This window comes from Dyella sp., assembly GCF_035685885.1.
Classification (GTDB): domain Bacteria; phylum Pseudomonadota; class Gammaproteobacteria; order Xanthomonadales; family Rhodanobacteraceae; genus Dyella.
Genome location: NZ_DASRZX010000046.1, coordinates 1 through 2992 on the forward strand (window position 1 = coordinate 1; position 2992 = coordinate 2992).

At 62.5% G+C, this 2992-nt stretch carries 3 protein-coding genes; 1 reads left to right on the forward strand and 2 read right to left on the reverse strand.

Going from position 1 to position 2992, the window contains the following annotated elements; all coding sequences use genetic code 11:
* Together VFG49_RS05815 and VFG49_RS05820 are read right to left on the reverse strand one after the other, a co-directional pair.
* The coding region (locus tag VFG49_RS05815) for a hypothetical protein (RefSeq protein ID WP_324858576.1) at window positions 1-248 on the reverse strand (248 nt) is incomplete at its 3' end.
* 741 nt (window positions 249-989) lie between these two features.
* The gene (locus VFG49_RS05820) at window positions 990-2153 is read right to left on the reverse strand and encodes an IS110 family transposase (protein WP_324858577.1); all 1164 of its coding nucleotides are present in this window, start codon (window positions 2151-2153) and stop codon (window positions 990-992) included.
* Window positions 2154-2450: 297 nt separating this feature from the next.
* On the opposite strand from VFG49_RS05820, the gene VFG49_RS05825 reads away from it, so the two are divergent.
* Entirely contained in the window at window positions 2451-2798 is a 348-nt protein-coding gene (locus tag VFG49_RS05825; protein WP_324858578.1) for a GIY-YIG nuclease family protein, read from the forward strand.
* The last annotated feature ends 194 nt before the right edge of the window (window positions 2799-2992 follow it).

A 2992-nucleotide genomic window follows, 5' to 3' on the forward strand; every position in this document is an offset into this window, starting at 1 on the left:
TATCGAATTTGAGGAAGATCAGGATCAGCAGCGTTAAAATGGCTTTTCACGTAACCGATATTTTGCGCTCGAGTACGCACCTGCCATGAAAAGTGGTGCGATGCGAGTACATCCCTGCAACCGACGCGGCGATGGTTGCGAGTGATTCGCCCATCTTCGGGCGAAAATCTGCAGAGTCTCGCGCTGTTCGGCTTGAAATCACCGAGCCAGCTGAATGCGAAAAAACAGAAATTGGTGAATGGAATCAACGTGAGCGATCCCGCTTTGATTCCGACTCGAAGATTTTTCTTTACGGATTTTCGGAATCATGCTTTTGTCGCGCCATCCCGCCTCGTGCAGAGGGACGGACGCGTCGTCACGAACGTGGAGGTGGGCTGCGATGGACGTGAGAGCTGCGTTGGACGAACGCCGGCTCGCACGGACGGCGAAGTCGTGTGGTCCTGACAGCCCGACGCTGGTGTCAAGTTGCGCGGATGCGATCCGCGCGGCGATGGGAGCAAGAAAGCCCGGTTCCCAGGGAGAGCACGAAGGACACCGTTAAAACCATCGCGCAGGGAATGCCGGATTGTTCCGGCTGAACCTTGTATGGGGAGCAGGTTGTCAAGAGGGCGTCGTTTGTTGGCGGCGCTCTTTTGCGCCGAAGTGAGACGCGGTCAAGGCTGGCCGAAGGCCACCGCCGGAGGCGGCGCGTCAGCGGCCTTGAGCGCGACGAGCTCGGCGCAATAATGGCGCGCCTGCAACGCGCGCGGTGGCGATGGCAGGCAAGACGTGATGCGAGGACTGGGCCGTGAATGACAATGCGGAACGACCGCATCACCTTGTATCCGGTCGGGCGCGAGGCCCGGTACCCTGATCTTTCATGCACGGGTGAAGGCAAGGCCCAGCAGAGACGGGACCCCTCTGTGAGAGCGGGAGGTTTATGCCCCCGGTTCAGCACGGTCACGCGTCGGTCCTGGCTCACGTCGGCTGTCATGGCACGCGGCAGCCGTTCACAAACTCGGACGCAGCACGGCGCCGGTGGGAACAACGCCGGTCTTCAGATAGCGCCATAGCGCCACCATCAGCTTGCGGGCCAGCGCGACAATGGCGATTCGCCGGATGCGTCCCTTGACGTCGCGCACCCGCTCGCGGAACCAGCGCGTCAGTGCGCTGTCGGGCTGATGGACCGTCCATAGCCACGCCAGCTCGACGGCGAGCTGACGGGCGCGCCGGTTGCCGGCTTTGCTGATGCCCTGCTCACGGCTACGCTCGCCACTGTCATAGGGCGTGCCGACAAGACCAAAGTAGCTGCCGACCTGACGACGGTTGTTGAAGTCGCGATAGAACACCTCGTTGACCAACGTCTGACCTCCGACCGGGCCGATGCTCCTGAGATCCATCAGCTGCATGATCCTGGCTTCCGGCGAGCCGGGCCGGGCGGCGCGCAGTTCGGCTTTGCTCTGGGCCTCGAGTTCCTTGAGCTGCCGGGCTACCAGGCACAGTCGCTCGTGTTCGCGTACGATCTCGTTCTTGAGCCGCTCCGGCAGGGGACGACCGTCACCGGTGCGCAGGCCGGCAAGGCTTTTGATGAACGAGCGATTGAGCGGATGGACATCGCGAATGCCCTGGCCGTGCAGCAGTCCCTTGATGCGGTTGCCGTGAGCCGTGCACTCCTCGATCAGACGGTCCCGTTCACGGGTGCGGCGCTTGCGATCCTCATCTTCAACGCTCGGCACGTGGACGATGCTGCAGACCCGCGGCTCGCCCCGCAAATGAGCCAGGAACGCCCGCATCAGCTTCTCCAGATCGATCCGGTCGGTCTTGGCGCGCCGGGCACGACGGTTTACCTCGATGCTGGAAGGGTCGATCTCATGATTGACGACGCCTTGTTCCGTCAGCCAGCGGTGCAGCCAGTGGCCGTCGAGGCCAGCTTCATAGCATGACAGGATGCGCACCGGCCGGTCGCCCGCGGCAGCAGCAGCCTTCTTGCGCATGTCCGCAAGCCGGGCGGCCAGGGCTGCCAGGTCGCCGCCGTTGATCGTGTAGCGGCTCAGTTTCTGCGAACCCGGAAGCAGCACGCCGAGCTTCCATTTCGCTTTGCTCAGTTCAAACGCAAGGTAAACCGTGGCATGCTCCGATGCGGCGGGTGTGTCAGTGCGAGCGAGCTTGATCATCTTGATCCTCCGAGGCTGGATGGTCACAAATCCAATCTTGGGTCTCTCTTGACCACCCGCCACCCCATAGGATCTGTGGTACCTGCCGCCAGCTTTTCTTATTGCTGGCGGGCCATGGGTGAGGCCTTCACCCGGCATTCCCTGCGCCCTCTTCGAGTCCCGGAGGGCGGTTCGCCGCATAACTCGGGTGCGATCGTGCCGCGGGACCGCGGTGTCGCGCCTCTTCCAGGCGTAGCCTGATTAAATCCGGGTAAAATATTGCAATGTTTTTACCCGGGCGATATAGGAGGCGAGCAAATGGAGGTGGTGATGGATCGGGAGCAACGAAAGGCGGCGGTTGCGGCCTACCGGGAGCGCAAGGCCGTCGCCGGCATCTATGCGGTCGTTTGCCAGACCTCGGGCCAGCGCTGGATCGGCCGCGCGCTTGACCTCAGGACCATTCAGAACCGGCTGTGGTTCACGTTGCGGCAGGGCGGTTACCCCCACGGCGCGCTGCAGGCGGCCTGGAACCAGCACGGGCCCGACGCCTTTTCGCTCGAAATCATCGAGCGTCTGGAGGATGAGACGATGGCCTATAGCCGGGATGCCCTCCTGAGGGACCGCCTGTCGCACTGGTGCTCGACTTTCGGCGCCGAGGCCATATAGACCGGACGAGCGTGTCTGCCTCTCGCCTTGTTGCCGTGAGGCGACCAATTCCTATCTTCGCTATGCGGCGCCTGCGGTCCCCGAATATTGACGTCATTTCCAAGGGGGCGGATACGCTGGACGGGTTGACCTTCGCAAGACGGCGGTATTGGTACCACGAATGGACATTGCAACGACCCGGACGGCGGCAAAGA